Annotated in this window: 28 protein-coding genes and 2 tRNA genes; 20 read left to right on the top strand and 10 right to left on the bottom strand. The window is 62.7% G+C overall.

The features are described 5' to 3' along the window. The first annotated feature begins 20 nt into the window (after window positions 1-20). The gene (gene greA / locus ACIQUG_RS05765) at window positions 21-503 is read left to right on the top strand and encodes a transcription elongation factor GreA (RefSeq protein WP_402318414.1); all 483 of its coding nucleotides are present in this window, start codon (window positions 21-23) and stop codon (window positions 501-503) included. Between the two features lie 200 nt (window positions 504-703). Then, window positions 704-1735 carry a DUF3095 family protein gene (locus tag ACIQUG_RS05760; RefSeq protein WP_402318411.1) on the top strand — a complete coding sequence of 344 codons (1032 nt, stop codon included), beginning with the start codon at window positions 704-706 and terminating at the stop codon, window positions 1733-1735. A gap of 120 nt (window positions 1736-1855) precedes the next feature. Here the strand turns inward: ACIQUG_RS05760 and ACIQUG_RS05755 are convergent, their stop codons facing one another. Next, on the bottom strand, window positions 1856-2341 hold the full coding sequence (locus ACIQUG_RS05755; RefSeq protein ID WP_402318408.1) for a MarR family winged helix-turn-helix transcriptional regulator: 486 nt from the start codon (window positions 2339-2341) through the stop codon (window positions 1856-1858). Window positions 2342-2491: 150 nt separating this feature from the next. Here ACIQUG_RS05755 and ACIQUG_RS05750 point away from each other — a divergent pair, with 150 nt between their 5' ends. The 7 genes from ACIQUG_RS05750 to ACIQUG_RS05720 all read left to right on the top strand — a co-directional run bounded on the left by ACIQUG_RS05750 (window position 2492) and on the right by ACIQUG_RS05720 (window position 10405). Then, window positions 2492-2887 carry an Ohr family peroxiredoxin gene (locus tag ACIQUG_RS05750; protein ID WP_402318405.1) on the top strand — a complete coding sequence of 132 codons (396 nt, stop codon included), beginning with the start codon at window positions 2492-2494 and terminating at the stop codon, window positions 2885-2887. A 235-nt stretch (window positions 2888-3122) separates the two neighbouring features. Continuing rightward, window positions 3123-3578, top strand: a complete 456-nt coding sequence (locus tag ACIQUG_RS05745; RefSeq protein WP_402318402.1) for a (2Fe-2S)-binding protein — start codon at window positions 3123-3125, stop codon at window positions 3576-3578. 4 nt (window positions 3579-3582) lie between these two features. Beyond that, window positions 3583-5736, top strand: a complete 2154-nt coding sequence (locus ACIQUG_RS05740) for a molybdopterin cofactor-binding domain-containing protein (RefSeq protein ID WP_402318399.1) — start codon at window positions 3583-3585, stop codon at window positions 5734-5736. A 2-nt stretch (window positions 5737-5738) separates the two neighbouring features. Beyond that, window positions 5739-6380, top strand: coding sequence for an Isoquinoline 1-oxidoreductase subunit (locus tag ACIQUG_RS05735; RefSeq protein WP_402318396.1), 642 nt, complete (start codon window positions 5739-5741; stop codon window positions 6378-6380). 248 nt (window positions 6381-6628) lie between these two features. Beyond that, window positions 6629-7546 carry a 4-hydroxy-tetrahydrodipicolinate synthase gene (gene dapA / locus ACIQUG_RS05730; RefSeq protein ID WP_402318393.1) on the top strand — a complete coding sequence of 306 codons (918 nt, stop codon included), beginning with the start codon at window positions 6629-6631 and terminating at the stop codon, window positions 7544-7546. A gap of 374 nt (window positions 7547-7920) precedes the next feature. Continuing rightward, on the top strand, window positions 7921-9468 hold the full coding sequence (locus ACIQUG_RS05725; RefSeq protein ID WP_402318390.1) for a DUF1254 domain-containing protein: 1548 nt from the start codon (window positions 7921-7923) through the stop codon (window positions 9466-9468). 136 nt (window positions 9469-9604) lie between these two features. Beyond that, a complete protein-coding gene (locus ACIQUG_RS05720) occupies window positions 9605-10405 on the top strand; it encodes a transporter (protein WP_402318387.1) in 801 nt (266 codons plus the stop codon). Window positions 10406-10445: 40 nt separating this feature from the next. Here ACIQUG_RS05720 and ACIQUG_RS05715 read toward each other — a convergent pair whose 3' ends face one another. Further along, window positions 10446-11903: a CHAD domain-containing protein gene (locus ACIQUG_RS05715; protein WP_402318384.1), complete on the bottom strand. Its 1458-nt coding sequence runs from the start codon at window positions 11901-11903 to the stop codon at window positions 10446-10448. A gap of 339 nt (window positions 11904-12242) precedes the next feature. Here ACIQUG_RS05715 and ACIQUG_RS05710 point away from each other — a divergent pair, with 339 nt between their 5' ends. The 3 genes from ACIQUG_RS05710 (at window position 12243) to ACIQUG_RS05700 (ending at window position 15261) form a co-directional block, all read left to right on the top strand. Then, the gene (locus tag ACIQUG_RS05710) at window positions 12243-13349 is read left to right on the top strand and encodes an endonuclease/exonuclease/phosphatase family protein (RefSeq protein WP_192446520.1); all 1107 of its coding nucleotides are present in this window, start codon (window positions 12243-12245) and stop codon (window positions 13347-13349) included. A 2-nt stretch (window positions 13350-13351) separates the two neighbouring features. Beyond that, window positions 13352-14092: an NUDIX hydrolase gene (locus ACIQUG_RS05705; protein ID WP_402318381.1), complete on the top strand. Its 741-nt coding sequence runs from the start codon at window positions 13352-13354 to the stop codon at window positions 14090-14092. 251 nt (window positions 14093-14343) lie between these two features. After that, a complete protein-coding gene (locus ACIQUG_RS05700) occupies window positions 14344-15261 on the top strand; it encodes a PhzF family phenazine biosynthesis protein (RefSeq protein WP_402318379.1) in 918 nt (305 codons plus the stop codon). Between the two features lie 55 nt (window positions 15262-15316). Here the strand turns inward: ACIQUG_RS05700 and ACIQUG_RS05695 are convergent. Both ACIQUG_RS05695 and ACIQUG_RS05690 read right to left on the bottom strand, forming a co-directional pair. Further along, window positions 15317-15392, bottom strand: a tRNA-Lys gene (locus tag ACIQUG_RS05695). 134 nt (window positions 15393-15526) lie between these two features. After that, a complete protein-coding gene (locus ACIQUG_RS05690; protein WP_402318376.1) occupies window positions 15527-16096 on the bottom strand; it encodes a hypothetical protein in 570 nt (189 codons plus the stop codon). 296 nt (window positions 16097-16392) lie between these two features. On the opposite strand from ACIQUG_RS05690, the gene ACIQUG_RS05685 reads away from it, so the two are divergent. Next, window positions 16393-16468: transfer RNA gene (locus ACIQUG_RS05685), tRNA-Lys, on the top strand. A gap of 277 nt (window positions 16469-16745) precedes the next feature. Here ACIQUG_RS05685 and ACIQUG_RS05680 read toward each other — a convergent pair. The 3 genes from ACIQUG_RS05680 to ACIQUG_RS05670 form a co-directional block, all read right to left on the bottom strand. Next, window positions 16746-17177, bottom strand: coding sequence for a GFA family protein (locus ACIQUG_RS05680; protein ID WP_402318373.1), 432 nt, complete (start codon window positions 17175-17177; stop codon window positions 16746-16748). A gap of 316 nt (window positions 17178-17493) precedes the next feature. Then, window positions 17494-18048, bottom strand: a complete 555-nt coding sequence (locus ACIQUG_RS05675; protein ID WP_402318370.1) for a hypothetical protein — start codon at window positions 18046-18048, stop codon at window positions 17494-17496. An 84-nt stretch (window positions 18049-18132) separates the two neighbouring features. After that, on the bottom strand, window positions 18133-18870 hold the full coding sequence (locus tag ACIQUG_RS05670) for a hypothetical protein (RefSeq protein WP_402318367.1): 738 nt from the start codon (window positions 18868-18870) through the stop codon (window positions 18133-18135). A 264-nt stretch (window positions 18871-19134) separates the two neighbouring features. On the opposite strand from ACIQUG_RS05670, the gene ACIQUG_RS05665 reads away from it, so the two are divergent. Then, on the top strand, window positions 19135-19404 hold the full coding sequence (locus ACIQUG_RS05665; RefSeq protein WP_402318364.1) for a DUF1127 domain-containing protein: 270 nt from the start codon (window positions 19135-19137) through the stop codon (window positions 19402-19404). 72 nt (window positions 19405-19476) lie between these two features. Here ACIQUG_RS05665 and ACIQUG_RS05660 read toward each other — a convergent pair whose 3' ends face one another. Continuing rightward, a complete protein-coding gene (locus ACIQUG_RS05660; RefSeq protein WP_402318361.1) occupies window positions 19477-19677 on the bottom strand; it encodes a hypothetical protein in 201 nt (66 codons plus the stop codon). Window positions 19678-19878: 201 nt separating this feature from the next. On the opposite strand from ACIQUG_RS05660, the gene ACIQUG_RS05655 reads away from it, so the two are divergent. The 4 genes from ACIQUG_RS05655 (at window position 19879) to ACIQUG_RS05640 (ending at window position 23112) form a co-directional block, all read left to right on the top strand. After that, window positions 19879-20268 (top strand): hypothetical protein, encoded by a 390-nt coding sequence (locus ACIQUG_RS05655; protein ID WP_402318358.1) that lies wholly within the window; start codon window positions 19879-19881, stop codon window positions 20266-20268. Between the two features lie 6 nt (window positions 20269-20274). Continuing rightward, a complete protein-coding gene (locus ACIQUG_RS05650) occupies window positions 20275-20643 on the top strand; it encodes an Imm8 family immunity protein (RefSeq protein ID WP_402318354.1) in 369 nt (122 codons plus the stop codon). 169 nt (window positions 20644-20812) lie between these two features. After that, window positions 20813-22384, top strand: coding sequence for a GMC oxidoreductase (locus ACIQUG_RS05645; protein WP_402318352.1), 1572 nt, complete (start codon window positions 20813-20815; stop codon window positions 22382-22384). Next, window positions 22381-23112, top strand: coding sequence for a class I SAM-dependent methyltransferase (locus tag ACIQUG_RS05640; protein ID WP_051659275.1), 732 nt, complete (start codon window positions 22381-22383; stop codon window positions 23110-23112). Before ACIQUG_RS05645 ends, ACIQUG_RS05640 begins: the two co-directional genes overlap by 4 nt. Window positions 23113-23237: 125 nt before the next feature. Here ACIQUG_RS05640 and ACIQUG_RS05635 read toward each other — a convergent pair whose 3' ends face one another. Next, entirely contained in the window at window positions 23238-23480 is a 243-nt protein-coding gene (locus tag ACIQUG_RS05635) for a dynamin (protein WP_402318348.1), read from the bottom strand. A 231-nt stretch (window positions 23481-23711) separates the two neighbouring features. Further along, a complete protein-coding gene (locus tag ACIQUG_RS05630) occupies window positions 23712-24695 on the bottom strand; it encodes a glycosyltransferase family 2 protein (RefSeq protein WP_402320582.1) in 984 nt (327 codons plus the stop codon). Window positions 24696-24991: 296 nt separating this feature from the next. Between ACIQUG_RS05630 and ACIQUG_RS05625 the strand changes: the two genes are divergently transcribed. Together ACIQUG_RS05625 and ACIQUG_RS05620 are read left to right on the top strand one after the other, a co-directional pair. Next, window positions 24992-25429, top strand: coding sequence for a hypothetical protein (locus tag ACIQUG_RS05625; RefSeq protein WP_402318345.1), 438 nt, complete (start codon window positions 24992-24994; stop codon window positions 25427-25429). Window positions 25430-25586: 157 nt separating this feature from the next. Further along, window positions 25587-26000, top strand: a complete 414-nt coding sequence (locus ACIQUG_RS05620) for a YkgJ family cysteine cluster protein (protein ID WP_402318343.1) — start codon at window positions 25587-25589, stop codon at window positions 25998-26000. The last annotated feature ends 246 nt before the right edge of the window (window positions 26001-26246 follow it).

Genomic DNA, 26246 nt, shown 5'->3' with positions numbered 1-26246 from the left:
GCCATACGGAGTTCTAAAGATTGAGCGTTGCCTTCACCAAGGAAGAAAGTGCCGAAACCGCCGCCGAGACGTTGCTGCCGGACCGGGCGATTTCGCCGCATCCGAACCTGGTAACGGAGGCCGGGCTGAAGGCGCTGGAGGCGCAGATGCAGGAGGCGCGCGTCGCCTATGAGGCCGCCGCCGGGGTCGAGGACGTCAACGAGAAGCGCCGGCAGCAGGCGGGTCCCTTGCGCGATGTGCGCTATCTCTCCGAACGGCTGCGCACCGCGCAGCTGATGCCGGAACCTGTCTCGAACGAGATCGTTGCCTTCGGCAGCACGGTGACCTTCAGCCGTGACGACGGGCGGGTGCAGAAGTACCGGATCGTCGGCGAGGACGAGGCGGACCCCAAGGCGGGGTCGATCTCCTATGTGGCGCCGGTGGCGCGCATCCTGATGGGCAAGGCGGTGGGCGACGTCGTCACTGTCGGCGACCAGGAGCTCGAGGTCGTGGCGATTTCCTGATCCCTGACGTGCCGGCGTGAGAGCACCGGTTTGCAGCTATAATAATCGTATCCGATTTAATAGTGCAATCTTGACATTCCGTCGTTCGGCGGTATTTATGTCGCGTCCGATCTAATTTGGCGGTGCCGGATGATCGGAAGCGCCTGTCGGAAGCAGGCGGCCAAGAGGTTTGCTCGGGTTCGTCGGTACGGAGAATGGACATGCCCAACACTGGTGACGCTGCGCCCGTTCGCGCCTATCGCGAGTTTTCCCGCGTGCTCGATCCCGATGTTTACGAGCCGCTGCCGGACGACTGGCTGATCGGCATCACCGACGTCGTGAATTCCACCGGCGCGATCCGGGCCGGGCGCTATGAGGACGTCAACTATGTCGGCGCCTCGGCGATTGCCGCCATCGGCAATGCGCGCGGCGATTTCGACTTTCCCTTCGTGTTTCGCGGCGATGGCGCGGCCTTTGCGCTGGCGCCGGGCGCGGAGGCCGTGGCAGGTTCGGCGCTGCGGCAGCTCGCGGCCTTCGCAACGGACCGGTTTAACCTCGATTTGCGTGTCGGCCTGCTGACGGTCCGGGATATCAGGGACCATGGCCAGGATGTGCGGATCGCCCGCTATGCCGCATCGGAGCATGCGACCTATGCGATGTTTGCCGGCGGCGGGCTCAAATGGGCGGAGCGGCAATTGAAGCAGGGGCGCTACCTGCTTTCGCCGGAAAGCCACGGCAGCGAGCCGGATCTGACCGGCCTTGCCTGCGAATGGCGGCCGTTTCCAAGCCGGCAGGGGCAGATCCTGTCGCTGCTGGCAGAACCCGCCGACGACGTCACGCCCGAGCGCTTTGCCGCCGTGGCGCGCGCGGTGATCGCCGTCTTCGATCAGGGGCCGCGGCAGTCGCATCCTCTGCCGGAGGAAATGGGCGTGCCGAAGGACGCGCGGGTGCGGGTTGCGCCCGAGCGCTGGGCGGGCGTGGCCGCCAGTTCCGATTTTCGCAAATATGACGACGGCCTGCGCCTGACGGTGGATTGCACTGCGGAGCAGATCGACCGCATCGAGGCGATCCTTGTGGCGGCCAAGGCGCGCGGCGAGGTCATCTTCGGGCTGCACCGGCAGAGCCACGCGCTGATGACCTGCCTTGTGCCGTCGGCGCGGCCGGATGCGCACTTGCATTTTCTCGACGGCATGGATGGCGGCTACGCCAAGGCTGCGGAAATGATGGCGCCGCGTGAACGCTTGAGCGCCTGATCGTGCCAAGCGGCAAGGGCGGCGCGCCGCCCTCCGGTGCAATGCTGAAATCCGCCGATCAGGGCGCCGACCTTTTACGCAAGCGATAGTCGCGGTGGCGGCGGGCGGGCGTTTCGGCGACTATTTCCTGTTTCCGGCCTGGCCAGCGCTCAGCAGGTTGTCGCGCAGCTTTGCCACCGACTGCTGCACCGTCTCAAAGTCGTCGCCGAGGCCGATCGCGTCGGTCAGCGCGGCACCCGGGTCGGCATCCACCACTGCCTGGCCGGCCGGCGTCAGCGTCAGCCGCACCTGGCGTTCGTCCGTGGGATCGCGGCGACGCTGAAGATAACCGTCAGCCTCGAGCTTCTTCAGGATCGGCGTCAGCGTGTTCGATTCCAGAAAGAGCTTTTCGCCAAGCGTGCTCACCGTCTGGTCGTCTTCCTCCGACAGCGCCACCAGGGTTACGTATTGGGTATAGGTCAGGCCGAGCTTGTCCAGCAGGGGCTTATAGGCGCGGCCGAAGGCAAGATTTGCGGAGTAGATGGCAAAGCACAGGAAGTTCGAGAGCTTCTTGCCGCCCTTGGCCGATGCAGTGCCGGGGTCCTTGGCAGTCTTGGACGTGGACATGGGAATCTTTTTTCCTTTTCGTTGTCTGCACTTAATATAAATCGCATCCGATTAAATCGCAATGGTGTTGACGGCGTCTCGTGCTTCAACTATAAACATCGCATCCGATTAAAGCGGGTCCGATAAAAAATCAAACAGAGAGGAAATGACATGACCGAGAAGCTCCTTTTCACCGGCAAGACCCACAACACCAGCGGCCGCGACGGCGGCACCATCAGCCAAGACGGCACTTTGGAACTCAAGCTCACCCAGCCGCATCCGGCCGCGGAAAACCTGTTCGGCGCCGCCTGGTCTGCCTGTTACCTGGGCGCGATCGAGCTTGCAGCGCTGCAGCGCAAGGTGAAGCTTCCCGCCGGGCCGCAGGTCGATACCGAGATCGATCTCAACGTCAACGACGGCTCTTATTTCCTGCGTGCCCGCCTGAACGTTCGCCTTGACGGTCTCGACCGCGACGTGGCGCATGACATCATCCACGCCGCCCATGACATCTGCCCTTACTCCAAGGCGGTAAAGGGCAACATCGACGTCGAGACCAATCTCCTCTGATTTCGGCTTAAAAAAAACTATCGATATCATCGGGATGTGCCGGAGCTGGTCACCAGCCGCGGCGCATCCCGATTTCGTTTCGGCAGCGCGCTCCCCTCCACGCATGTCGCCCGGCGGCTGGGGCGTAGGGATTTCCCCGACGACACCTCACAAGAATGTAATTTGGCCGACCGTCCCCCTTGTTGGTATTTTCGCACCTTCGCATGGACAGGGGACGGCTTCGGCCGATGGTGTCATGCCTTACAATCTCACTGTGAATGGAAAGAACTATGCCGTCGATGTGGACGGCGATATCCCGTTGCTCTGGGTCCTGCGCGACACGATAGGGCTCACCGGCACCAAATTTGGCTGCGGCATCGCCATGTGCGGCGCCTGCACGGTCCATGTCGACGGGCAGGCGGCGCGCTCCTGCGTGATGCCGGTGTCCGAGGCGGTGGGGAAGCCGATCACCACGATCGAGGCGATCGGCGACACGCCCGAGGGCAAGCGGGTGCAGCAGGCCTGGCTCGACATCGACGTCGTTCAGTGCGGCTACTGTCAGTCCGGACAGATCATGTCTGCGACGGCGCTCATTGCCGCCAATCCGACGCCTGATGACAACGACATCGATGCGGTCATGGCCGGAAACATCTGTCGATGCGGCACCTATCCGCGCATTCGTGCAGCCATCAAGCTTGCGGCGCGGGGGTGATGCCATGTCCATCTTCGACAGAACGAACCTTTCCTTATCGCGCCGCCAGCTTCTGATCGGCGCATCGCTGACCGGCGCGGGGCTGGTCATCGGCTTCAGGCCGCAGGCGGCAACAGCGGCAGGCGATCCCTTTGCGCCGAACGCCTTCATCCGCATTCCGCAGGAAGGCAAGATCACCTTCGTCATGCCCTCGGTGGAAATGGGGCAGGGCATCTATACGGCGGTCGCGATGATGCTCGCCGAAGAGCTGGAGGTTGGGCTCGACCAGGTGGTGCTGGAGCATGCGCCGGCCGATCCCAAGCAATATGCCAATCCGCTGCTGGGCGACCAGATCACCGGCGGCTCCTTTGCGATCCGCGGTGTCTACGAGCAGATGCGCAAGGCGGGTGCCACAGCGCGCATCATGCTGGTCAGTGCTGCGGCGCGCGACTGGGGCGTTTCGCCCGACGCCTGCAAGGCGGAGGCCGGCCAGGTGGTCGAGACCACCGGCAACAGGCGGGCCGCCTATGGCAGCCTGATTGCGGCTGCGGCATCGCAAACCGTGCCTGAGGACGTGCCGCTGAAGCCGGCCTCGAGCTATCGGGTGATCGGCAAGCCCGTCCATCGCCTCGACAGCCCGGAAAAGGTCAACGGCACAGCAAAATTCGGCATCGACGCCCGGCCGGAGGGCCTGTCCTACGCGGCGATCGCGATCTGTCCGCACTTCAACGGCAAGCTGCGCGCGGTCGACGAGGCCCCGGCCATGGCGGTCAAGGGCGTGAGCCAGGTGGTGCGCATCGAGGAGGCTGTCGCGGTTGTCGCCAACAATACCGGCGCCGCGCGAAAGGGGCTCGCGGCCCTTTCGATCGAGTGGGATCCGGGGCCGAGCGCCTCGGTTTCGCAGGCCGAGCTCGAGCGCCTCATGGATGCGGCGATCGACGGCAAGGCCTTGCCGCATTTGCATGAAGGCGATGTCGCCAAGGCCGAGGCCGAGCATGGGCCGGTGCACGAATTCGTCTACCGCATGCCGATCCTGACCCATTCCGCCATGGAGCCGATGAATTGCACCGTGCATGTGCGCCCCGATGGCTGCGAGGTCTGGGTGGGAACGCAGATCATGAGCCGGGCACGACAGGCGGCAGCCGACGTGACCGGCCTGCCGGTCGAAAAGGTGGTGGTGCACAATCACCTGCTCGGCGGCGGCTTCGGCCGCAGGCTCGATGTCGACGGCGTGATCCTGGCGACCAAGATCGCCAAGCAGGTGAAGGGCCCGGTGAAGGTGACCTGGAGCCGCGAGGAGGACATCCGCCACGACTGCTATCGCTACCTCAACTACAGCAAGGTGACGGCGACGCTCGGGGCCGACGGCATGCCGGTCTCCTGGCGGCACCGGGTCATCGGGCCGTCGGTCATGGCGCGCTGGTTCCCGGGCTTTACCAAGGACGGCGTCGACCTCGACCAGATGGCGGGGGCCGAAACGCCCTATGCGATCGAACACAGGCAAACCGATTTTGCCCGGCAAGAGGCGCCGGATGGCATGCTTACCGGCAACTGGCGCGGCGTCGGCGCCACCCGCAACATTCCCCCGGTCGAATGCGGCATCGACGAACTGGCCGAACTCGCGGGCGTCGATCCGCTCGAATACCGGCGGCGGCTGCTGCAGCACAAGCCGCGCCTGCTCGGCGCGCTCGATCTCGCGGCCGAGAAGGCCGGCTGGTCGGCGCCGCTTGCCAAGGGCAGGGGGCGGGGCATCGCGATTGCCGAGGATTTCGGCAGCTTCGCGGCGATGGTCGCCGAAGTCAGCCTCGACGAGAACGGCAGGTTCAAGACCGAGCGCATCGTCTGCGCGGTCGATTGCGGCCAGGTGATCAACCCGGACACGGTGGAGGCGCAGATCCAGAGCGGCGTCGTCTATGGCCTGAGTGCGGCGCTCTACGGGCGCATCACCGTCGAAAACGGCGCGGTGGTCGAAGGCAATTTCGACGATGCGCCTGTGCTGCGCATCCACGAGACGCCGCCGATCGAGGTGCATATCGTGCCGAGCGCCGAGGCGCCCGGCGGCATCGGCGAGGTGGGCACGCCCGGCGTGGCGCCGGCACTTCTGAACGCGATCTTCATGGCGACCGGCAGGCGGCTCAGAACCCTGCCGATCGACCAGGGCGACCTGAGGAGGGTGTGACCATGAACAGGCCAGCCCTTGCTCTCTCGCTTGCCTCAGCGCTCGTGGCGGCAGGTCTTGTTGCCACCTTCGAGCCGGTCAGCGGCTTTGCCGAAACCGGCAGCGGCGGCGCCTTGAAAGGTGCCGCCGACTTTGCCGCGATCACCGATGCAGGTGAGCGCTCGAAGGCGATGTTTGCCGAGGCGAGCCGGGTGCTCACCCATCCGCGCTGCATCAACTGCCACCCGGCGACGCGCAGCCCGACGCAAGGGGAGGACATGCACCCGCATGTGCCATTGATGATCGCTGCCGACAGCTCGATGGGGCCGGCCGGCCTTGCCTGCAGCACCTGCCACGGTGCGGAGAACCGGGCGATCGTCGGCAGCCGGCTGAAGTCCATCCCCGGTAACGCCCATTGGCAGCTGGCGCCCGCAAGCATGGCCTGGCAGGGCCTCACCGTTCGCGAGATCTGCGAACAGGTGAAGGATACCGAGCGCAACGGCAACCGCTCCCATGCCGATCTCATCAAGCACATGGGCGAGGACCACCTGGTCGGCTGGGCCTGGCATCCTGGCGAGGGCCGCAGCGCGCCGCCCGGTTCGCAACCGGAGTTCGCCGCGCTGATCACCGCCTGGGTGGAGACCGGCGCGGAATGTCCGGACTGAGCGAAGGCAGATGTGCGGACTGAGTGCGGCACCGGTCCTCCTTGACAAGGCAGCCGGACTGTTCGACCTTCACCACCATGACCTGCCGCCTCGCAAAACTGACGACTGTGAAAAAAGCCCCGTATCCGGGGCTGACGGTCGTTGCGCGCAGAGCATAGCAAGCACAAGGATCAGATCGACCCCGCCGGTTCGGACGGGGTCTTCGCTTGCGCTCTCCGTCTCCGGTTTTTCAAAGGAGATGGAATTTCATGGAAAGCACAGCTTCAACACGATCGCCGGGCCCTAGCGGCCTCTGGCTGCCGCTGATCACGCCCTTTCGCGATGGGGAGCTGGACGAGCGCTCGCTCCGCCGGCTGGTCGTCCACTATGCGGCCGAGCCGATCGACGGCTTCATTCTCGGCGCGACCACGGGCGAGGGCATGGCGCTGGACGAGGCGGAGTGCGAGCGGGTGGTTGCGATCACCAATGAGACGCTGGCTGCAGCGGGGCGGCGCATCCCCGTCTATTTCGGGCTTTCCGGTAGCGATACGCGGAAGTCGGTGAAGGCGCTGGAGCGGACGGCGGCCTGGGGCGCCGATGGCTACCTGATTGCCTGCCCCTATTACACCCGGCCGTCGCAGCGCGGTCTTTATGCGCATTTCTCGGCGCTTGCCGACGAGACGGACCGGCCGATCCTGATCTACAACATTCCCTACCGGACGGGCGTCAACCTCGGCAACGAGACGTTGCTGCAGCTGGCGGAACGGAGAAACATCGTTGGCGTCAAGGATTGTTCGGCGGATGCGACGCAATCCTTCGATCTGTTGCGTCACAAGCCCAGCGATTTCGCGGTGCTGACCGGCGAGGATCCGCTGTTCTACACGGCGCTGACGCAAGGGGCGGAAGGCGGGATCACCGCGTCCGCCCATGTGCAGACGGCAGCCTTTGCCGACATCCGCAACAGGCTCCTTGCCGGCGACCAGCCGGGAGCACTTTCCGCCTGGCAGCGCCTTGCCGATCTGCCGCGGCTGCTCTTTGCGGAACCGAGCCCCGGGCCGATCAAGCATTGGCTGTGGCGCGCGGGGCTGATCGACAGTGCGGAGATGCGCCTGCCGATGGTGCCGGTCAGCGATGACCTGGCGCTGAGGATCGAAAGGGCGATGGCGGCGCAAGACGGCCGGCGCTGAGCCTGCAGCGGTTTCTCAAGGCGGGGCGGTCGGTAAAGGGAAGATCGCCCTGCTTTGCGTCGCCGTTTGCATCGTATTTTAACAGTTACGTACTTTCGCCGAACGGCTTGTTTCGGCAGGATAGCGGTCCTCACGCGCGGTGTCCGATGGCGCTGCGCGGACCGTTCTGCCGGGCATTGAAATGCCGCAGTTGAGGAAAAAAACAGAGAACCATTCTGGCGAGCGATCCGTGCCCTGAACCGTCACGGGTGAGGGCGAAAGCCGGTTTCCCGGCGCGAGGACCAAGCCGAGCGAGATGGACGGTGTGCCAAAAACGGGGCGCCAGTGCGGGTGCCCGTCACAAAGCTGATTGATCAGGACGCCTGGAGACGATGATGAAGACATCCGGCAGCAATCTTGAAATCACTCGACGCGACATGATGAAAGGCGGGATCGGCGCGGCCTCGCTTGCCACGATCGGCGTCGGCGCGGCCGTTCCGGCGGCGCTGACGGCCGCCTCGGTCGTTACCGCCGCCACGCCCGCCGCAGCACAACAGGCGCTCGGGCCGGGAGCGCCGACGCTGCCTGTGACCGGTGTCGCCATGCATCCGGGCTATGCCCGCACGATCGCGCAGATGGCCTATGTCTGGGGCTGGCCGATCGTCAACATGCTCAACCGCAAGGCCAAGATCACCCAGGCGCCCTATGCGGGCGTGCTCGGCGGCATTCTCCCGGTTGCCCCGCGTGGGCAGGTGGGCATGCTGCACGACTATATCGAGCCGTCGGAAACCTTCGTCACATGCCCCAACCAGGATGTGGTCTACGGCCTTGGCTTCTTCGAACTCGACGACGAGCCCGTCGTCGCGCAGGTGCCCGATTTCGGCGACCGTTTCTGGGTCTATGCGCTTTACGATGCGCGCACCGACCAGTTCGGCCAGCTTGGAAAGCCTTATGGCACCAAGCCCGGCTTCTACCTGCTTGTCGGGCCCGATTGGGACGGGCTGAAGCCAGCGGGCATTACCGATATCATCCGTTCCCCGACCTCGCTTGCCAACGCCATTCCGCGCATCTTTCAGGACGACACGGGCGAGGACAACAAGGATATACAACCGTTCATCAACCAGGTCGTCTTCTATCCGCTCAAGGATTTTACCGGCCAGATGAAGACGATCGAATGGGCGAAGCTCATCGATATTCCCGCCCCGCCAGTCGATGATGCGGAAGCCGAGGGCGAAACGAGATGGGTGGTTCCGGAAAAATTCTTCGAGCAGTTCCCCGATGCGCTTGCCGCCGTAGATCCGCTGCCGGGGGAAGAGGCGCTCTATGCGCAATTCCGCCTGCTGATCGACGCCACCGAAAGAGACGAAGAGCTGAAGCAGATGCTCGTCGATACGGCGATCGAGACCGAGGACAAGGTAATCGCCCCGTTCTTCGACTGGCAGCGCAACGGGCTTCCGGCCGGCAACGGCTGGAACCGCTCGGTCAACAATGCGCAATGGGGCATCGACTATTTCAACCGGACGGGAACGGCCAAGTCGAACATGTTCGACAACAGGCCGTCCGAAACGCAATATTTCTACACCGATTTCGACGGCGCGGGCGACCAGCTTACCGGCGTGAAACTTTACGAGATCACCTTTGCGCCAGGTGAGGACCCGCCTGTCAACGGTTTCTGGTCGCTGACCCTCTACAACGACAAGCATCTGTTCCACCCCAATGAGTACGAGCGCTATTCGATCGGCACAAAGTCCCGGCAGCTGAAACGCAACAAGGATGGCTCGCTGACGCTTTATGTGAGCGCCGAGCGCCCCGGCGGGGAGAAGGACAGCAACTGGCTGCCGGCGCCGCACGGGATCTTCTCGCTCTACATTCGCGCCTATTGGGGCAAGGACGAGATCCTCGACGGCTCCTGGCAGCCGCCGAAGATCACGGTTTCGGCCTGACATCGGCACGTCAGGCCCTGGCGGGAGCGGCGCCGGGGTCTGCCCGCTCCGGCAATCCCTTGCGCTCTCTGGCTCCGTTTCGCAATTTCGTGTGTAGTTGAACGGCAAAGATCGTGATTCGGAACGGAGACTGTCGATGCATCCACGTGTCGTGTCAGTGGGTTTGGTTGCCGCGCTGCTCGCCGCGCCCCATGCCTTTGCGCAGGATTCCAGCGCCGACCTCGCCAAGAAGCTCTCGAACCCGGTCGCCTCGCTGATCAGCGTGCCCTTCCAGTTCAACTACGACCGCGGCTACGGCCCCGATGACGGCAACAAGGTGACGCTGAACATCCAGCCGGTCATCCCGATTTCGCTCAACGACGACTGGACGGTCATCTCCCGCACCATCCTGCCCGTCGTCTGGCAGAACGACATTGCCGGCGACAGCGGTCACCAGTTCGGCCTCGGCGATACGCTGCAGAGCTTCTTCTTCTCGCCCAAGGAACCGACATCCGGCGGCCTGATCTGGGGCGCGGGGCCGGCGTTCCTGCTGCCGACGGCGACGGACGATCTGCTCGGCGGCGAAAAATGGGGTGTCGGGCCGACGGCCGTGCTGCTCAAGCAGGAAAACCACTGGACCTATGGCGTGCTCGCCAACCACATCTGGTCGGTTGCCGGCGACCACAACCGGGACGACGTGAGCTCGACCTTCCTGCAGCCGTTCCTGTCCTACACCACGCCGGATGCCTGGACCTTCGCGCTCAACACGGAAAGCACCTACGACTGGAAAAACGACCAGTGGAGCGTGCCGGTCAATTTTTCCGTGTCGAAGCTCACCAAATTCGGCGAGCAGCCCGTGAGCCTGCAGGTTGGCGCGCGCTATTGGGCGGCTTCGCCCGACAGTGGCCCGAACGGCTGGGGCGTGCGGGCCGGCATCACCTTTCTCTTTCCCGAGTGACGCCGGCGCTCTTTCCCCAGTGACGTCGGCCGGCAGGCGCTCAGCGCCAGAAACGCTTGACGTCGATCACGTCGTCGAGCGCGGCCTGTGCACGGTCGATGAGCTTGTCCTTGTTCGCCTCTACGACGAGCGTTCCGGCGTCCGGGTGGTCCTCAAGGCCGATTTCGCTCAGCACATGCGGCGCCGAGACCAGGTCATTGAGCGTGCCGAGTTCATCCTGCAGCGCGGCCATGGCCGTGGTGAAGCGCTTGTGGCGCCTGGCGCCGCGCTTGTCGTCGAACAACGTCGCGAAGAATTCGGCGGCATAACGCAGCTTCTTGGCGTCCTTGCGGGCCTCGTGCCGTTCCTCGTCGTTGACCTTGGCGAGCGCGCGACCGTGCTTCTTCAGCTTCCGGCGCTCGCGGTCGAGCACTGCCTCGGCGAAATCGGTCACCGGACGATCGTGAAGTTCGGCGGGCGGTGACGAGAGATAGGCGCCACAATGCAGCCATTCGTAGAGGTCGAGCATCAGGGCGCGGCCGCGGCCGTCGTCGAGCGCTTCAAACACTTCGCGATAGCGGGCGGCGCGGGCTGCCTTCAGCCGGTCGAGAAGTTCCGGCTGCGATGCGCGCGCCAGGAGAACGTCGACGTCGCGGGCCTTGCCGAAGATGCCTGCCAGCCATTTCAGCTCGCCTTTCAGGCGGGTGCTTTCATCTTCCTGAAGCAGATCCCTGAAGAGCGAGAAGGCTGAACGCAGGCGCCGAAGGGCAACGCGGGCCTGGTGCAGCGCCTCCGGGTTCTGGCGCACGCGCAGCACGTCCTCGTTCAGGCGGTGGTGACGAAGACAGGAGAGGGCGACCGTGCGAAAACTCTTTGCCACCCGCATCTCGCGGTCGATTTCGACCGGCTCGGCCTTGAAGACAATCTGCTCGGCATCGATGAGACGGAAACCGCGCTCGGCCTTGGACATGACGCCGAAGCGGATGGGAACGATCGCCTCGATGCGGCGGGCAAGCGTGAAGAGCGCTTCGGGCGTGCCGTCTTTGAGCTCGAGCTCGATCTCGCCGATCGTGGTCTGGCGGGTGCCCGCGGTGATCAGGCCGCGGTCGAGCACGACCTCGATGTCGGCGCCATCCTGCTTCACCTTCCAGGTGGTGCGTTCGACATCGACGGCAAAATGCGCCTGCAGATCGCCCGGCTCAAGGTCGAACTGGGCGGCAAGCGGCGTGGTGTGGTCGACCACCGGCTCGTCATCGTCCAGCGGCTGCTCCCATTCCGGCCGGGCAAAGACCGAGGCGCTCGCGCCCGTGGCCTTGATCGTCTGGGTGCGGGCAGAACCGACCGTGCGGATGCGCAGGGTGAAGCCCGACTGGAACAGGTCGCGGGCGCGCGTGTCGAAATAGACCGACCGCTGGCTTTCGACGCTTGCCGGCTCACCCAGAAGTCCGGATTCGGTAAAGCGATCGAGATCTTCAGGGAGAAGCTCGAGCTTGATTTCGATTTCCGTGTTCAACCCCATCCTCCAACAAGTGCGATAGACAACGCGATAATGCCATATGAGCACATTGGTTCGTGTTCTGAATGACATGGATCATATTTGCGTGGCGGCCCGACGCGATAGGTCGCGTTCGAAGCGGAAGGCCGCTGAGGCGTACGGGATCTCAATGGATTCCGGACGGAAAAGCGCTTCGCACTTTTCCTGGAATTGGAGTTTGTGAAGTCGCAATCCCGGACGGAAAACCGCTTCGCACTTTTCCTGGAATTGCTTTTGAGATGACGCAATTCCGGACGGAAAACCGTTTCACACTTTTCCTGGAATTGCTTAAGCTCCCCACATTTCATGCCACGGAATTGATAAATGTCGCTTCGCCTTGCCACCTTCAATATCGAAAACCTTTTGAGCCGCTTCGATTTTTCCGGATTTCGCAACCAGTTGAAGCAGGACCGGGTGCTGCGGCTCTTCGACGTGAAGACGGAAGCCGAGTACCAGCGGCTGGAGGAGGCGCGCACGATTGCGCATACGGACGATACGCGGCAGATGTCGGCGCTGGCGATCGCCGATTGCGATGCCGATATCCTCTGCCTGCAGGAAGCCGACAACATGGCCTCGCTGCAGGCCTTCGAATACAACTACCTCTTCCGCATGGTCGGCAACGGCTATCGCCAGAAGTACCTGATCGAAGGCAACGATTCGCGCGGGATCGATGTGGCCGTGCTGATGCGCGAGGAGACGCGCGACGGCCAGCCGATCGAGTGCCTGGAGGTCAAAAGCCATGCGGGGCTGACCTATGAGGACCTCGACCTCTTCAACGACCAGATCGCTCATACCAACCGGCCGGCCGACCGGATCTTCAAGCGCGACTGCCTGGAGCTCGATCTTCGCATCGGCGGGCGGCCGCTGACGCTCTATGTGGTGCATTTCAAATCGATGGGGCCGGCGCGCGAGGGGCTCGACGGCCGGCAGGCGACGATGCCGCTGCGCGTCGCCGAAGCCTCGGCCGTGCGCCACATCATCGAAAGCCGCTTTGGCCGCGGGCACACGGCAGACAAGATGTTTGCGATCTGCGGCGACATGAACGACTACCAGGAAAAGGTGAACATCCTCGGCGACCGGCGCACCGGCTACCAGTTCGTTCCGCATGAGGAGGAGACGAGTTCGCTCGACGTCTTTACCCATGACGGCTTTGCTGAAAACCCGATGCTGCGCCGGCCGGTGATGGACCGCTGGACGCTGTTTCACAGCCGCGGGCCGCAGGAACGGCATCTCTGCCAGCTCGACTATATCTGGCTGTCGCCGGCACTTGCCAAGCGCAACGCGCACCAGGTGCCCGAGGTCATTCGCGGCGGCCAGCCGTTCCGCACGATCTTTCCGCCGGAGCTGGAGGTGGAGCGTTATCCGCGCACCGGCTGGGACCGGCCGAAGGCATCCGACCATTGCCCCGTGGCCATCACCCTGGATGTGTGAACATGAGCGCGCTTGAGAGCAACACGGCTGAGTGGCCGGCCGAAGGCGTCATTATCCCGATCGATGCGGTGGAAGTCCGCGTTGCCGGTGCGGCCCATCCGTTTCACCTGGAGGAGGTGGAGCGCGCGCAGGAAAACTGGCAGCGGGAGATCGCCGCCAATCCGCATCTCTTCGATGGGCGCATGGTGCTGCTGAAGGCGCTTCGCATCGACGACGGCCGGCTACGGGGCGAGGGGCATGTGGTGCCCTATTCGACGTTTCTCTGGTGGCGGAAGACGCGGGCAAAGGGTGCCTTTCATCTCTTTGCCATGCCGGCGATCCTTTCCTCCGACGGTGCGCTGATCCTGGTGCGCATGGGCGCGCACACGGCCAATCCGGGGCGGGTCTACAGCCCCTCCGGTTCGCTGGAACCCGAGGATATCGTCGATGGCAGCTGCGACATCGACGGCAATATCCGCCGCGAGGCGATGGAAGAAACCGGTATCGACCTTTCGCTCGCGACGGTGGAGCCCGGCTATCACCTGCTGCATATGGGCCGCGCCGTGACGCTCATCCGCGTCTACCGCTATCCGGAGAAGGCGGCAGCGCTGGTTGCGCGCGTTGCCGCGCATATCGCAGTCGATCCCGAACCGGAGATCGACGAAGCGATCGCGGTTTTTGGACCGGACCCCGTGGCGCACAACTATCCGCCCTTCATTCCGCCGATCCTCGACTGGCTGTTCCGGCGTGAGAAGCGGCTCTGATTTTGAGTCAACGGGGCGTCGTATCCTCTTGTATTTTCGTGCTTTAGCGCGGGTTGCCTGATGGCCGCGCGACGGCGGATGGGCGCCGGCTGAGTCCGGGTGGGCTTTTGGCCGCTCGGACGGCGAGGCATGCTGCGGAAGTGGGAGCTAAAGAAAACGTGATCCGCGCCGAGCTGTGTACCGGTGCTTTTAAGCCTTGCCGCCCGCGTCCCGACGCTGCAAAGTTCGGGCATATTCGCAAGGGGACATGAATGGCGCTCAGTTACGCGATCTACGACGTCTTCACCGACAGGCAACTGGAGGGCAATCCGCTGGCCGTGGTTTTCGGTGCCGACTGGCTGGAGGACGGGGCGATGCAGGCAATCGCGCAGGAATTCAACCTGTCCGAGACGGTGTTCATTCGCAGGCCCGGCGGTGCCGCACATACGGCAAAGCTGCGGATCTTCACGCCCAGCCAGGAGCTGCCCTTTGCCGGCCATCCGACCGTCGGCGCGGCCGTGGCGATCGCCGAGGCGCAGCATGGCGCGATCGAAGAGGGCATCGACCTCGTTCAGGTGCTGGAGGAAAAGGTGGGGCCGGTGCGCTGTGCCGTGCGGCTCAAGGCCGGGCAGGCGAGCTTTGCCGAATTCGACCTGCCGCGCAAATCCGTCAGGCTCGACGCACGCTTCGACCGGCAGGCGATCGCAGATGCGCTGAGCCTGAAGCTCTCGCAGATCGGCTTCGAGAATCACGTGCCCTCGTTCTGGAGCGCGGGCGCACCCTTCGTCATGGTGCCGGTGCATGATGTTGCGGCCGCTTCGTCGATCGAGTTCGATTCGCTGCGCTGGGAGCAATTGACGCCGATGGCCGAGGGTCGGCTTGCCGCCGCTTACGTCTATTGTCGCGGCGGCGTGAACCACACGGCGCGCTTCCATGCCCGCAAGTTCGGCCCCGGTGCCGGCAACCTCGAAGACCCGGCGACCGGCTCGGCCGTCGCTGCCCTTTCCGGCGCAATCCATTATTTCGACCAGTTCGTCGACGGACATCATCCGGTGCTCGTCGAGCAGGGCGTTGAAATGGGGCGGCCGTCCTTCATCCACCTGCATCTCGACATTACGGGCGGCGAGATCAGCAATGCCCGTATCGGTGGCCATGCAGTGAAGATCGCAGCCGGCGAACTCTACGTCTGAGGCATAGATGCATGCTTTGGAAAATTGAGCTTAATCAGCGCTTTAAGAGAAGTTTTGGTGGGTGATCACGGGCTCGAACCGTGGACCCGCTGATTAAGAGTCAGCTGCTCTACCAACTGAGCTAATCACCCATCCATGGCGTCGCTTTAGCGCACGACCTCATCACACTCAAGAGGGTATTTGCATCTCGCGATGAGAAACTCACAGCCGTTTCCGCCGGAGCGGTCGGAAACGGCCAGAGTCTTGCCTTCAATCGTTCCCGGGATCAGCGCACGTCGATGAAGTTGCCCCTGAGGTCGAAGCGGCAATTGAAGAAGGTGGCGCCGCGGCTGCCATCGTAGTTGCCCTGCACCCAATAATAGCGGCCGCTTCGGAAGGCCATGTTGACGGCGATGCGATTGGGGCGCACGCCGAAGGCGGCGGAGGCTTCGCCCTGGCAGAAGCGCGGCATCATCCTTGCGCCGACACGATCCGGCTGTTGCGTGTCGTCATATTGCGGCGGCCGTTCCGGGCGTGGCCGTGTGTTTCCGCCGGCCGACGTGACACGGCAGACGCCATTGCCGGCGCCCCGGCGGGTGTAACTGATCGAGGGCGAACCATCGCGGTTGACGCTGATCGAGACGGTGGTTCGTCCCTGGCTCGCCTCGTAGTAGTCGTTGCTGAACCGCTTCAGGCGTGCCTCGCTGCCGTTGATGTAGACGGGACCGCCCCGATCGGCGTGGACCTCGATGCGGCCGGGGCAGGTGGCGTTGAAGAACGGCACGTCTGCTTTCGCCTCCGTGGCGATGCCGGCAAGGATACCGACGAGCATTCCTGTGGCGATCGTGCTGCGCATGGGGATAACCTCTCCAATCATCGCTCGTTTCGTGTGCCCCGCTTCGTTGCAGTATGCCGAGCATGCGGCTCGCGTAAAACGGGTCTTTCGTCGCGTTTCCCCTTTAGCCTGTATCGGCAGGGCGCGCGGATGTGGTCGTAACGCGCTTGGCTGAGGCGGGGCAAGTTCTCCACAGGGGGTGCGCTAGCCCCATGAAATTTTTCAAAAGATTTTCACAAAGGCGCTGGACAACCAAACCGAACGCCTTTATACGCCCCCTCACGACAGCAGCGGGACACACCGCAGCGGTCGCGGATGGGTGATTAGCTCAGTTGGTAGAGCAGCTGACTCTTAATCAGCGGGTCCACGGTTCGAGCCCGTGATCACCCACCAAAACTTCTCCTAAAGCCTTGGTTCTGCTGTGTTCCTCAAGCCTCGACGATTGTCCGGGTTCAGGAGGCTTGGAAAGATCTGCGGTCCGTTTCCCTTGTAGAAAACACCCGGTTCGGCCTTGGCGCCGCCGCGCGGAGCTGTGTCAACCGCATTGGCCTTCCAGGCAGGGCGACCATCCACGACTTGATCGCGGCCACGGCGCAGGCACGGCCACGATCAGCGGCGGGTCGAGCGGAAGCGACTGCTCTACAGCCTTTGCTTCCGTATGTTGCCAGATTCACTTGGCGGGAAAATACCTCAGGGTTCCGGCGAGCCGGGGGCCGGTCGATCCCTTGGTGTCCATCGGATGATTGATGCCGTCGTTGACGGGCAGTTCCTCAAAATCGAAAGGGCTGACGCCTTCGAGGCACGCGGCGTTGACGCCGTAGAAATCGGGGTTCGAGCGCGGCTTGTGGAAGGTGTAGATTCCGCATTTCGAGCAGAAGTAATGCTCGGCCGCATGGGTGTTGAACTGATACTTGGTCAATGCCTCACCGCCCGAAAGAACGGTCACGCCGTCCTTTGCTGCCGAAACCGCAACCGCACCCTTCAGCTGGCAGTAGGAGCAGGTGCAGCGGCGGGCCGTATGAAGGCCGTTCTTCAGCCGCACATTGAAGCGGACTGTCTGGCAATGACAGGCGCCGTTGATGTCCTGAACGTCGAGATTCATGAAAGCATCCATCTGATTTTGAAGCCCAATCGGCGTTCTTCCAATAGGGGCTGCAGTGCCGATGCTCAAGAGCGGGCAATCTGAATCACGTGACGGGCGGCAAGGGCGCCACAGCCGGGCTCGGGCTCGAAGCCTCACGCTGCTTCAAAGTGCCACTTCACTCTTTGCCAGCCTTTTCGTCCGGCCCGACCGAGAAAACGGCCGGTCAAAGATATGCGCCGTGTGGCGGCAAGGTTGAACTGTCCGTTGTTGCGCAAAGTTACAATGTCACTTGGTGCTTCGGCGCGGCACGGCGTGTTCCCTCTTTTGCCGCATCCTATTCGGAGCATGATTCGAACCGGACGTAAGGCGGAAGGAGGAAGACATTCTCGCTGCGTTCTCTTTCGCTGAGCGCGCCAGCGTCCGCCACGCGAACGGCGAGATATTTTCCGCATCCCATGGAGTAGCCCGTCAACAGCCCGAACGCCTTGTAGCGGATTTGGCCCTCTTCAAAGATATCCTGCATCGTGACCGGGATCGAAGAGCACTGTTCGCGTTGCTCGTCCTTGTCAGCAATCTGATTCTTTTCGAGATTGAGAAAGCACTCGGGGTATCCACAGGACACCTTGCCAGCCAGCGACCAGAGCAGCTTGCCGTTCTTGAAGGTTTCGAAGCTGACCGGGTGGTCGCGCGGAATCAGATCGTTAGGGCCTGGGGGCGGGTTGCTGTACTCCCGATAGACTGTTCGGATTTTCGGCTCCTCCCCGCCATCCTCTCCATTCCAATCAAACGCGTAGGTTGCTTTTCCCGGTCGACAAGCCTGTGCTTCGGCATTCGTGGTTGTTGCGGCCAGAAGGCTGGCTGTCAGGATCGTGGAAAATCGTTTGATCAATTAAGTCCTGCTCCCGTTGGGTCGGGGCTTCAATAGCCGCTTGCCTGTTTTTGACAACGGGCTGCTGAGGGGAAGGCGTCGAGCTCAATCGACCGCGCAATTTGCAAGGTTTCCATTGACGACGGTAACGCCCGAGCCCGGGGTGGTTGCAAGGCTGCGAAAGCCTGCTGCGGCGACACGGCTGGCGGCGTTGTTGGTGGGCACTGCGCTGATCTGCGAGCGCGGAATAGCCCAATGACCCGCAGGATTGTTGTCGAACTCGGCGCTCCAGGGAAATGGATGAGGCTGATCCATTCGGCCTGCGTCAACGGAGATCCGAGATTCTCCAACCGGAGCGGCGCTGCCGGGCTTGGGACTGGCGATCTCGGGGAGATCGATTTTCAACAGGCACGGCGCATTCGGCATCGCGGCGCGCGCAGCTGCATCGTTTGCGTAATGGAAGAGGTGAAGCCCCGGCGAAGGGCCGCTGACGCCGAAGTTGGCGGCGATCCATCGGAGGGAGCCGCTCCGATCTGTCTGCATCGTTCGATAGAGCGAATAGGCTTGAGCGGGAGCTGAACCGGCTGCCGCTGCAAGCAGCGTCGCGATCGTGAACACGGAACTCTTCTTTGCGTGCTGCATTGCGGACACCATGATCTCCCTCTCTTCAACGGCGGCGAGTTGTGGCGAGCAGTATCTCATGGCGCAACCAGGAATTGTCAATGCCCGGCCCAAAAATGGTGCGAACGATCGCTGTTGCAGACATGCAACAGGCGCCTCTTCATTCCTGCGCTTCCAGATTGTCCTCTTGCCGGGGAAGTAAACTCGTGTAATTTTCGCCAAATCGGAACTCAAACTAGAGGAGGCATACGATGAAGATCAATTTTGTGCAGATGCTTGCCTCTGGTGGAGTGGCATGCTCGTCACGACGACCACGCCGCAATGCTATGGGTTACTTTGGCGCATAAGCGCCGCCCACGTTCCGCCTTTTCGCCTTTTCGTATTTTCCATTTTGACTTGATGTGACCGGTTCCCGGAACGTATTTCCGTGTCCGCGCGCATCTATAATCTAGAAGGCCCGACCGCTTTGCGCGGCGGGAAACAATCATGCGCGAATTGCACTTGAACGCCGCCGGCACCTTGCCGGCGATCATGGACGACTTGTTTCGAACGTTCGGCTTCCGCCGTACGGTCGGTGCTTTCCTCCGTGCCGTCTGGAGGCGTCAGCGGACGCTCAACCAGATCAGCCACCTCTCCGACCGCATGCTGCGCGACATCGGCGCGGAAGCGGAAGAAGGCATGAAGAGGCGGGAAATCGCCGACATTTCGCTTTGGCAGATGCCGGTCGGCTACCCGGTGATGATCAAACACAATTGAGGCCCGCTTCGGCGGGCCTCTTTTCCCGCAGCAACCGGTGGCCGCTGAACGTCGGGTCCAAGGACAATCGGCTCATTGGGGGACTGGCGCGGCGAGCTTGGCCGCGCAGTCATGCCTGATCATTGCCGCGGCAAGGTTCTCCCGCCCCTTGCCGGTCGCCTTGGCCTTTGCCGCCGCCATATCCCGGCACCAGCCTGCATCGAGAACCTCTTCCGGAATGTGCGGGATGCAGGACGAAAGAAACAGCAGCGAACAGAGGAAGATGACGCGCATTCAGGGCTCCACGGGTGGTGCTGAATTCATAGCACCGGCAAGCCAGAAGGGAACAGGGTGGTGAACCGGCCAACAGGTGGTGCCGGGGGCGCTGGGAGTTCGACGTTTCCGCACTCGGCAAACGCGTTCCGAGGATGGAACTTTGTAGCGTCGGCAGGTATATCGTCGACGTGCAATCAATGCGAGTAGGAGAGAATGGGATTGAGCGGGATCAGGCGCATACTCTTTTCCACCGTCCCGCTCGGCCGGCTGGATTATCTTTTCGGCATGGTGGCTTGCGCCGTGCTCCTTGCGGCGCTTTTTCCATTCGCTGCGGCCGACGAAGCGTCGCTGGTTGCAAAGTCGATGCTGATTTTCGGCCTTGCCTCTATGGTTTTCCTGACGTTGCGGCGGCTCGTCGATCTCGGCGTCGCCAATACGGGAATCGCGTTCCTGTTTCTTTATGGATGTTCCGTCGCTGCCGGCGGTTTTGGCCGTGCACCCGGCGCCTGGGGTGCGGTTGCCCTTGCGGCGCTGGCGCTTTTTTTGTTTCGCAGCCCGACGGCGGCCGGCCGCGCGGCAGCCTCTGACCAATCAGACTTGGCGGGCTAGCGTCCTATGTTTCGGGAACTCGATCTGAAATCGGCCTTCACCTTTGGTCTGCTGCCCGGCGTGTGGGTCGAGTTCGATTTCGATTACGACGCCGGACCCGAGGCGCCTGCGCCAGATGACGTGACGTTTCTGCTGCAACTGGAAATCGGCACCAAGGAAGACAGCTGGGCGGAGAGCTTCTCCGTGTTCGTGGTCACCCCGAACAACAGGCCAAAGCGAAGCCCACGTACGCGCGTTCTCGAGTTGCCGCGCTATAGCCACTTGGCTCTCAAGGGGCACGTGATCAAGGCGATCGCTGCTTGCCAGCGCGACAATTGGCATGAATGCATGCTGGAACTGCGAAAGCGTTTTCTATGGGAGTGGGAAGGCAAATGACTTTCTGCGAGATCTGGCCGACGTGTGACCACGGCCTTCCGCCGGCCGCATAGGCGGGTTTTCCCTGATTATATCGACGAGCGTGCTTGCCCGCTTTGCTCAATTAGCTATGACGGTAACAAGGTCGGGACATCCGGCATCTGAAACCGCGGGTGGAAGTGCAGCAGCGATGACGGGCACCACGAATATTATTGACGCGCGCGCGTGCAGCGACGAGGCCCTGCAGGCGATCGGCTCCGACGTGCTGATCGTCGGATCGGGGGCCGCGGCCTGCGCCATGGCGACGCGGCTTCTGGCAGCAGGGCTGAAGGTCACGCTGCTTGAAACCGGCGACAACCTCGTCAACTCCGACAGCTCGCCCTTCTTCGAGATCGCCAACCAGGAACCGTTCGGGCTTTCATTCCAGATCGGCGGGGCGACCAACCTCTGGTCCGGGCGCGTTGCGCCGCTTGAAGACGTCGACCTGACGTCGGGCAACGACTGGCCGCTGGAGCGGGCGGAACTCGACGGGTACTACCAGCAGGCGATCGAGCTGCTGCAACTGAAGCCGATCGACGATATCGACCGGGTGCCCGCCTATGACGGCGGCGCGGCGCCTTGGCAGGATTTCGTCTCCGACCCGGAGGTCTCGGTCAAGCGGTTCCAGTGGAGCCGCCCGGCCTTCAACGGTCAGGACTATCTGAAGGCGCTTGCGGGCAAGAACCCTGATCTCACCATCGTCTATAATTGCCGGGTGCTGCAGGTGATCCCGACCGCTGCGGGGGATCGCGTCGGCGCAGTGCGGGCGGCGATCGGCGAGGGGCGGACCGTGGAGCTTTCCGCCCCGGAATTCGTGCTTTGCGCCGGCGGGCTTGAAAACCCGCGCATCATGCTGAACAGCCGCCAGGGCGGGTTTCTGGCAAACGACAATATCGGCCGCTTCTTTTCCACCCATCCGAAGGCGAATGTCGGGCGTATTCACCTGTTCAAGACGGTGAAGACGGCAGGACCGCTGTTCGGCGACCACAAGAGCGGTAGCAGCTCGCTGCGCTTCGGTGTCGGCGTGCGCAAGGATCGGAAGAGAGACCAGCTGAACCACTATGTTCAGTTTTCGCCACGGTTTGAATCGATCGGGCTCAAGCTTCTCGAACATGCGCAGCACGTGGTGGCTGCCGGCGAGGGTGGCGATCGCCCGCAATCGACCTTGCGTCGTCGCCTGACCTCGGCGCTGGCGGTTGTCGGCCAGGTCGCCTTCAACGTCATCGGCAAGATGGGGTTGCTCGGGCCGGGCGGCTCGATTCTGGTCGTGCGCGGTTTCTTCGACCAGCATCCCAATGCCGAGCACAGGGTCGAGCTGAGCGAGGCGCGCGATCCCCATGGCTTGCCGAAGGGGGTGGTGCGCTGGTCGCTGACGGAAGAGGACCAGGCGTCGATCCGCGAATTTCTCGACGAGCTTTCTGGGCTGCTGTTGCGCCACAATATCGGCAAGCTGATCCCGACGCTGCCGCCGGTGGGCAAGCCCTGGGACATCACCGGCATCCATTCCCATTTCATGGGCACGACGCGCATGGGCCGCTCGGCCGACATGTCCGTCATCGATCGCGATGGCCGGGTGCACGGCGTCGACAACCTCTATGCGGCGGGCGCGTCGGTCTTCACCTCCTACGGCTACGCCAATCCAGTACTGACAGTCATGGCGCTTGCAATGCTTACCGCCGATAAGATATGCCAGCGCCACAAAACAAAGGCGGGTAATCCATGACGGAAATGACTTCCCCGGAACTCAGCGGCAAGGAACAGCGGGCGAAACGCACACGCTGGCAAAAGCTCTCGCGAAAGAACTACTTCGGGGGAAAGCTTTCGACGAAGAACCTGGTGCGGCTATGCCAGGAAAATGCTTCGAACAAGCGCACGATCATCGTTCACACCGAAGACGTTGACTATACTGAGTTTTTCCCGAACTCGTTCCTGGTCTCGAAGTCCGATCGCAAGAAGGCCGATCTCGTCGTCGACACGCATTACCATCTCGATGCGATCGAGAGCGAAAGCTACGACATCGTGCTCTGCACCGGACTGCTCGAGCATGTTCCCGATCCGCAGCGGCTGATCGACGACATGCGCCGGATCCTGAAGCCGAACGGCAAGCTGATCATCTCCGCCTCGGCGGTGTTCTCCTTCCACGAGGGGCCCGAGAACTATTTCCACTTCACGCCCTTCTCCTTCAAGATGCTGTTCAAGGACTGGAGCGAGATCGAAGACCTGCGCGGCTCGAGCATGCCGTTCGAGACGATCGGCATCCTGATGCAGCGCATTCTCCTGCAGTGCGACGTGTTTCCGCTGGCGCGGCCGTTCATCGAGCTCATGGCGCGCTCGGCCCGGTTCTTCGACGTCTTCATTACCCAGCAGTACGATACGACGTGGAAATACACCGACGATCACAAGATCGATTCGATGATGCCTTCCAATATTCAAGCCGTGGTGAGGAAATAGCGCGGGCCTAGCTCGCGAACGGGGCGATACCCCGTCGCCACCTCGCTTTCGCAATCCGGATAAAGATCACCCACGGGCGGAGCCCGTGGGTGATTGCGTTTTCGGCGCCGGGCGCTATCGAGAGATTACGGGCTCGTCGCAGGCTGCGTCGTCGACGGCTGCGTGGTTGTTGCAGGCGGTGTCGCCGACTGGTCTGTCGTTGCGGGCTGCTGGGTCGTCGCTGGCTGCTCGGTGGTTGCCGGCTGTGTCGTCGTCGTTGCCGGTGCTGTCTCGGTTGCCTGCTGGTTCGCCCCCGGTTTGAGGAACATCACCGCAAGTACAATGAGCACGACCACAACCACGATACCGATGACGGTGTTTCGATTCATCAAGGCTTCTCCTCAGGTTAAGTGCCTCGAAGCTGTAAATGGAGCGGTTGGTCGAATTATCAACAGGCCGGTTCGCGGGTCGGTTGAAAAAGACATGCCGAGCGTGGCGCAGAGAGGCTGGGACCGCCCCGGCACATGCATCCGCAACTGGTATGTGGGGGTCGGCGAGGTGGTTTTACCCCAAAGACAGCCGGCTAAATGAAGCTGCAAGCGCGAGTCGACAAACCCGCTTTAACGGCCTTCGTCGGCCGACTTCGGGACGGCGGTAATGAAGCCGAGCCGCAGCAATTGCTTCGATCCATCGAACTTCATCGAGGACTCGGAGAAAAGTTGCAGCGCGCCGGTGCTCGACAGCGCATCCGTCATCTTGGCGTAGGCCGCCGAGCCGTCGAAATATTGTCCATCGGCCACCGCGTCGTTGATGACCTTCTGGTAGTCGGCAAAGAACTTGAAGTGCAGCAACGTGCCGAGAATAGATGAGAAGTTGCGTTGATAGGGGAGCGGCTGGTGGATGCTGGGGCCGAAGCGACAGTCCTCGTCCCAAAAGATCAGCGGATACTTGATCAGCTCGAGGTCCGATTCGAATTCGCGGTGGCGGGCGCCGCCCTTGATGGTGATCGCACGCTTGGTCGTCGTGAGGGTGTAGCCCCGGCTGTCGAAGTGATCGGCGACCTCCCAAGGGGCGCTGGTCTTCAGCTGGTCGATGTCGGCGGCACCGAGATCGACCGGGTACATATCCAGCATCGGCGCCGGCAGGCGCGAGATCTTCAGGCTCTCGAGCGCGTGGATGACGGACCAGAGCGTGCGGTTTTCGCAATCGTCATAGATCAGGAACTCGTCGGAATCGACGTTCACATACCAGCGCTCGCCGCCATAAAGCGCAAAAAGCGATTCTCTCCAGGCGCGTCCGCGCCGGGCATCCTTGTAGCGGACCGAGGATGACCACAGGTCGACATCCGGCTGACAGAGCAGGAATTCGCGCGTGCCGTCGCTGGAGGCATCGTCGACGCAGATGAAGCGGGTGATACCGAGCGACCGGTAATGGGCGAGAAAGCCCGGCATCAGCTTGGCGTCGTTGCGGGTCAAAAAGATCAGCGGCAGGTCATCGGGATAGAGCGACGTCTGCCCCTGGGGGCTGACGCAGCGCAGATCGACCGCATGGTTCATCCTGCGCTCACGTCGCTCGACCTTGGTCGTTTCGTACCAGGTCGCGATGCGATCGAAGAAGCTTCGATCGGTGATCGACTCGGCATCGGAACGATTCTGGAAGGGATAAGCGATATCGGTCATGCTCATTCCGACATTTGTCATAAATAATATAATCCCGGACTAAATCAAAAGCACAGACGTGGCAATCCATACGATCGCACGGATATGGGGATCGGGAAGCTGCCTTTCCACCGGCCCGCCCACGTTGAGCAGGCCGTGGCGCCACAGTCTCTGCGGGTGCAAAAAGCCCTTCGCCGGCGATACCCGACGGCATCGAGCCCGGGCCTGCGGATGGCGTTTCGTTGTTTTTCCTCGAAACTTTTCGCCCGCTGCCCTGTTTCTCCTTCATCCACGTTCGCGCTGAAGCGCCAGGAGTGGAGGAGGCAGAAATGACAAACTTGATGAGCAAGCTATTGATGGCGGCCCTGGTGGCCGCGGGATCGGTGACCGCAATGCCGGCCGTTTCACCGGCGCAATCGCTCGACCTCTATATCGGGCGCGACCGGGATTATTACGGCGACGACTTCCGCCGCGAGCGGCGCTATGACGACGAAGATTACGTTCGCCCACGCGGCTGCAGTTCCAGCCAGGCGTTGCGCCGGGCCTATCGCGCCGGGTTGCGTGATCCGGAAATTGCCGCGATGAGCCGCAACCGGATCGTCGTCGAAGGGGAAACCCGACGTGGCCAATATGCCCGGATCTATCTGGCCAATCGCAGCGGCTGTCCGCGGATCGGGTAACGGGTGGGCGGTCGCATCAAGATCGCCTTCGTTCTCTCGTCTAGGCTGACGCCCCTCGTCTAGGCTGGCGCCGGCAATCGCTCGGCGTCGGCGGCCGCGGCAGGCTCGATGTTTTGCGGGTTTCCTTGCGGCCGGCCGCGGTGATAGACCACGCCGCATGACCGCATCTTCCGATTTCAGCGCCATCCCGCTTGCCGAGCGCGTCTGCGGCACCTGCACGCTCTGCTGCCGGCTGCCGGATATCGACGCGCTGGAGAAGCCGGCCAATGCCTGGTGTCGGCACTGCACGGGTACGGGGTGCCGGATCTACGAGGATCGGCCGCAGCTTTGCCGCGACTTTCTCTGTCTTTGGCGCACGGACGAGACGCTCGGCGAGGCGTGGGATCCGGCGCACGCGCATATGATGATTTATCGCCAGGGGCCGCAGGTGACGGTTCTCGTCGATCCGGATCATCCGGACGCCTGGAAGCGCACGCCCTATGCGGAGGTGCTGCAGGGCTGGGCGCGCGAGGGTGAGGGCGGGCAATATGTCATCGTCTTTGTCGGCGACGCGGTGTTCAAAGTGGAGTGAGACGAGGGCCGAGCGAGCGGTGATAACGGCCCGGCGGCTCCGCGAAAAGAAAGAGCCCCGCACGAGGGCGGGGCAAGCAGGCACCCAAAATGGCTCGGGGTGCGGGGAAGCGCAGTCCAGAAAGAACGTACTGCGCGGTACGGAAGCTAACGTGCATCCGGCGGCGCGGGAAAGGCCGGATTCGCCGATTCTGGTACGGTTGCCAAAATAAAGTGGCCCGGCCGGATGGCGGGGAGGCCGGCCCTG

The sequence above is a fragment of the Ensifer sp. NPDC090286 genome (assembly GCF_044769565.1).
Taxonomy (GTDB): Bacteria; Pseudomonadota; Alphaproteobacteria; order Rhizobiales; family Rhizobiaceae; genus Ensifer.
The sequence above is the reverse complement of the archived record's forward strand: the minus strand, read 5'-3'. Positions and strand labels throughout refer to the sequence as shown.